Source organism: Streptomyces poriferorum, assembly GCF_019399235.1.
Classification (GTDB): Bacteria; Actinomycetota; Actinomycetes; order Streptomycetales; family Streptomycetaceae; genus Streptomyces; species Streptomyces poriferorum.
The window spans coordinates 1-4,819 of sequence record NZ_JAELVH010000446.1 but is presented as its reverse complement, the minus strand read 5'-3'; the positions used below and the strand labels follow the sequence as shown (position 1 = coordinate 4,819).

Here is a 4,819-nt window from a genome sequence, read left to right as displayed (position 1 = left end):
TCCCACAACCCCTTCCCTGGAGCCCCGCCATGCCTCTGGCGCCCCAGCGGGCCGACGTGCCCGTGACCATCGACGAGTCGAAGTGCATCGACGGCTGCACCCTCTGCGTCGACATGTGCCCGCTCGACTCCCTCGCCATCCACCCGGACAGCGGCAAGGCGTACATGCACGTCGACGAGTGCTGGTACTGCGGCCCGTGCGCGGCCCGGTGCCCCACCGACGCGGTGACCGTCAACATGCCCTACCTCCTGCGCTGAAAGGCCCCGACTCCCATGCGAAGCAAGGCAATCGGCGCCCTCGCGGGCGCCGCGCTGCTCGCCACCCTCACCGCGGGCTGCGGTGGCGGGGCGAGCGCCGACGACAGCGGCACGGTCACGGTGACCGTCGGCTACCAGTCCCGGACGATCAACACGGTCACGGCCGGCACCCTGCTCCGCTCCCTCGGCTACTTCGAGGAGGAGCTGCGCGGCCGCGGCGAGCGGGACGGTGTCACCTACAAGGTGAAGTGGCAGGACTACGCCACCGGCGCCCCCATCACCGCGCAGATGACCGCGGGAAAGATCGACATCGGTTCGATGGGTGACTTCCCGCTGCTGATCAACGCGGCCCGGGGCACGCAGCTGAACCGTCCCACCCGGCTCGTCTCCGTCACCGGCTACAACCTGGCGGGCGGTCTCAACACGGTGGTCACCGCCCCGNCGGCGCTCCAGGCGGGCAGCGCGGACGCCCTCTCCCAGTTCGTGGCCTGGCCCGGACTGCTCGCGTTCCAGGGCCGGGCCAAGGCGCTGTACGACGGCGCCGAGCTGAAGCTGCCGACCTTCCACGGGGTCATGGTCCGGCAGGACTTCGCGAAGAAGCGCTCAGCGGTGGTGGAGGACTTCCTGCGCGCCCAGGGCCGGGCGACCGACTATCTGCACGAGCACCCGGTGGCGGCGTCCGAATCCGTCGCGAAGGCCACCGGTCTGCCCGCCGAGGTCGTCCACCTCTACAACGGCTCCCAGGGCATCGCCACCTTCGACACCACGCTGAAGCCCGCCCTGATCGCGGCACTGAAGAAGGACGTTCCGGTGCTGCGCTCGGCGAAGCTCGTCGGCGACGTCGACGTGGACGGGTTCGTCGACGACAGCTACATCAAGCGGGTGTTCGGCTCCGGCTACGCCAAGGCCCTGGCCGCCGGCCCGCCCGCCCGCCGCGGCGGCGAGGTGTGGCTGAAGGGGAAGGACACCACGACGGCGTTCGCCACCTCCGCCGAACTGCTGCGCTACGTGGCCGCGCACCGGGACGCGGTCCGGACCGCGTACGTCCCCGACGCGTCCACCGGCACCCTGTGGTTCGCGGACCGGGCGGTTTGGGTCTCGGACGGGGACGAACTGCGGCCCTACGTCACCGGGTCCGCCGCCCGCGCCGACGCGACAGCCCACCCCGGCGCCCGTACGGTCTCCTACTCCACCGCGCTGGACCTGGCCCAGGCCGCCTCATGAGCCGGCCGTGGTCCCTCGTGCGCCGGGCGCTCTCGCTCGTCGCGGCACTCGGTCTGTGGCAGGCGCTGACCTCCTACGACATCAATCTGTGGCTGCGCTTCGAGCAGTTACCCACGGTCACGGAGGTGGCCCGCGCCTACGCGGACCGGGTGTCGGGCGACGCGTACTGGCAGGACCTCACCGACAGTCTGACCAGGATCGTCACCGGGTTCACGCTCGCCGCCGTCCTCGGCGTCACCGTCGGCACGGCCGTCGCCCGCTCCCGGTTCGCCGCCGACCTGCTGGGCCCGGTCCTCGAAGTACTGCGCCCGGTCCCGGCCATCGCGCTCGTGCCGGTGGCGATCCTGCTGTTCCCCAGCAACGAGCAGGGCATCGTCTTCATCACCTGCACCGCGGCGTTCTTCCCCGTCATGGTCTCCACCCGGCACGCGGTACGGGCGCTGACGCCGGTGTGGGAGGAGGCCGTCCTGACGATGGGCGGCGGGCGGTGGCGGATCCTGTGGTCCGTCGTGCTGCCCGGGGCGCTCCCCGGCATCCTCGGCGGGCTGTCCGTCGGCATCGGGGTGTCGTGGATCTGCGTGATCTCGGCCGAGATGATCTCCGGCGAGTACGGGGTCGGCTACCGGACCTGGCAGGACTACACGGTCGTCGACTATCCGGGCGTCTTCGTCGGCATGGCCACCATCGGGCTGCTCGGCTGGCTGACCTCGACGGCCGTGGAACTCCTGGGCCGCAGGCTGACCCGGTGGCTGCCGCGTACGGAGAACCGCCCGGCCGCTCCCGCACGACGCGGACCCGCACCGGCGGCGACCGCAGTCCCGCCCGTCCGTACGGCACCACAGGAACGAGTGCGCTCATGACCACCGACTCCCACGGCGTCCGCCTCACCCTGCGCGGCGCCACGCTCGGCCGGGCCGGTGTGCCCGTACTGGACGGGGTCGACCTCGACGTCGTCCCCGGCGAGATCCTCACCGTCGTCGGCCCGTCCGGCTGCGGGAAGTCGACGCTGCTGCGCACCCTGGCCGGGCTGCTCCCGGTGCTCGGCGGTGAGGTGAGCCAGGACGGCGTACCCGTCACCGCGCCCCGCGCCGAACGGGCCCTCGTCTTCCAGGACGACGCGCTGCTGCCCTGGCGCACGGTCCGCGCCAACGTCGAACTGCCCCTGGCCATCCGGAAGGTGGCCCGTGCCGAACGGCGGGAGCGCGCCGAACAGTGGCTGGCCCGGGTCGGTCTCACCGAGCACACCGCCAAGCTCCCGCACCGGCTCTCCGGCGGCCAGCGCCAGCGTGTCCAGCTGGCCCGCGCCCTGGCGGCCGGGCCCCGGGCGGTCCTGATGGACGAGCCGTTCGGCGCGCTGGACGCCCAGACCAGGGCCGGGATGCAGCAACTCCTCGTCGACGTGCTCCGGGGCACGGGCGCCACGGTCGTCTTCGTCACGCACGACGTGGACGAGGCGCTGTTCCTCGGCGACCGCGTCGCGCTGCTCTCGACGGGCCGGGTGCTGCCCGTGCCGCGCCCGCGCGAACGCGCCGCCCACGCCGATCCGGCGACGGTCGCGCTGCGCCGCGAGGTCCTGGAATCCCTCACGCCTTCACCTTCCTTCTCCTGAAAGGCCCTCCCGTGCAGATCCCCGCCCTGGCCGACGCCGAGGAACTCTCCTGCGACGTGCTGGTCGTCGGCGGCGGTACGGCCGGCACCATGGCGGCCCTCACCGCCGCCGAGCACGGCGCCTCCGTCCTGCTGCTGGAGAAGGCACACGTCCGCCACTCCGGCGCGCTCGCCATGGGCATGGACGGCGTGAACAACGCCGTGATCCCGGGCCGCGCCGAGCCCGACGACTACGTCGCCGAGATCACCCGCGCCAACGACGGCATCGTCGACCAGTCCACCGTCCGCCAGACCGCGACGCGCGGCTTCGCGATGGTGCGGCGGCTGGAGTCGTACGGGGTGAAGTTCGAGAAGGACGAGCACGGCGAGTACGCGGTGCGCCAGGTCCACCGCTCCGGCTCGTACGTCCTGCCGATGCCCGAGGGCAAGGACGTGAAGAAGGTCCTCTACCGGCAGCTGCGCCGCCGCGAGATGCGCGAACGCATCCGGATCGAGAACCGCGTCATGCCCGTGCGCATCCTCACCGGCGACGACGGACGGGCGATCGGCGCGGCCGCCTTCAACACCCGCACGGGACAGTTCGTCACGGTCCGCGCGGGCGCGGTCGTCCTCGCCACGGGACCGTGCGGCCGCCTCGGCCTGCCGGCCTCCGGCTACCTCTACGGGACGTACGAGAACCCCACCAACGCGGGTGACGGCTACGCCATGGCGTACCACGCGGGCGCCGAGCTGACCGGCATCGAGTGCTTCCAGATCAACCCGCTGATCAAGGACTACAACGGCCCGGCCTGCGCCTACGTCGCCAACCCCTTCGGCGGCTACCAGGTCAACCGGCACGGCGAACGCTTCGTGGACTCCGACTACTGGTCGGGTCAGATGATGGCGGAGTTCGCGGCCGAGGTGGCCTCCGACCGCGGTCCGGTCTACCTGAAGCTGAGCCATCTGCCGGAGGAGTCCGTCAGCGCGCTGGAGACGATCCTGCACTCCACCGAGCGGCCGACCCGCGGCACGTTCCACGCCGGACGTGGCCACGACTACCGCACCCACGACATCGAGATGCACATCTCCGAGATCGGCCTGTGCGGCGGCCACTCGGCCTCCGGCGTCCGTGTCGACGACCACGCCCGCACCACGGTGGACCGGCTCTACGCCGCCGGGGACCTCGCCTGCGTCCCGCACAACTACATGATCGGCGCGTTCGTCTTCGGTGACCTGGCGGGGGCGGACGCGGCCCGGTTCACGGCGTACGAGGGCGAGTTGCCGGCCGACCAGCTGCGGGCGGCGCACGAACTGATCTACCGGCCGCTGCGCAACCCGGACGGGCCGCCGCAGCCCCAGGTCGAGTACAAGCTGCGCCGCTTCGTGAACGACTACGTGGCGCCGCCGAAGTCCGGCGCCCGGCTGTCGATCGCCCTGGAGTCGTTCGAGCGGATGCGCACCGACCTCGCGGAGATGGGCGCGAAGACGCCGCACGAACTGATGCGGTGCGCGGAGGTGTCGTTCATCCGGGACTGCGCGGAGATGGCGGCCCGTTCCTCGCTGGCCCGCACGGAGTCCCGCTGGGGCCTCTACCACGAGCGCACGGACCATCCGGAGCGGGACGACACGGACTGGTTCCACCACCTGGACCTGTACAAGTCGGCCTCCGGAGCCATGGAGTTCACGGCCCGGCCGGTGCGAACCCTTCCACCGGGACCAGGTACGGAGCCACCGGCCGGGCCGTGAACTCC

General features: G+C 72.0%; 5 protein-coding genes. All 5 read left to right on the top strand.

The window, feature by feature from the left end; genetic code table 11:
* Positions 1-29: 29 nt before the first annotated feature.
* The 5 genes from JGS39_RS38025 (at position 30) to JGS39_RS38005 (ending at position 4,814) form a co-directional block, all read left to right on the top strand.
* Positions 30-257, top strand: coding sequence for a 4Fe-4S dicluster domain-containing protein (locus JGS39_RS38025; protein ID WP_033297536.1), 228 nt, complete (start codon positions 30-32; stop codon positions 255-257).
* A gap of 15 nt (positions 258-272) precedes the next feature.
* On the top strand, positions 273-1,481 hold the full coding sequence (locus JGS39_RS38020) for a type 2 periplasmic-binding domain-containing protein (protein WP_219574338.1): 1,209 nt from the start codon (positions 273-275) through the stop codon (positions 1,479-1,481).
* Positions 1,478-2,341, top strand: coding sequence for an ABC transporter permease (locus JGS39_RS38015; RefSeq protein WP_219574337.1), 864 nt, complete (start codon positions 1,478-1,480; stop codon positions 2,339-2,341). Before JGS39_RS38020 ends, JGS39_RS38015 begins: the two co-directional genes overlap by 4 nt.
* Positions 2,338-3,090, top strand: a complete 753-nt coding sequence (locus JGS39_RS38010) for an ABC transporter ATP-binding protein (protein WP_219574336.1) — start codon at positions 2,338-2,340, stop codon at positions 3,088-3,090. Before JGS39_RS38015 ends, JGS39_RS38010 begins: the two co-directional genes overlap by 4 nt.
* Before the next feature lie 11 nt (positions 3,091-3,101).
* A complete protein-coding gene (locus tag JGS39_RS38005) occupies positions 3,102-4,814 on the top strand; it encodes a fumarate reductase/succinate dehydrogenase flavoprotein subunit (protein ID WP_372456193.1) in 1,713 nt (570 codons plus the stop codon).
* The last annotated feature ends 5 nt before the right edge of the window (positions 4,815-4,819 follow it).

Excerpts from the sequence above, each read along its gene's own strand:
- JGS39_RS38015 (WP_219574337.1), top strand. The coding sequence starts at position 1,478 with ATGAGCCGGCCGTGGTCCCTCGTGCGCCGGGCGCTCTCGCTCGTCGCG.
- JGS39_RS38010 (WP_219574336.1), top strand. The coding sequence starts at position 2,338 with ATGACCACCGACTCCCACGGCGTCCGCCTCACCCTGCGCGGCGCCACG.
- JGS39_RS38025 (WP_033297536.1), top strand. The coding sequence starts at position 30 with ATGCCTCTGGCGCCCCAGCGGGCCGACGTGCCCGTGACCATCGACGAG.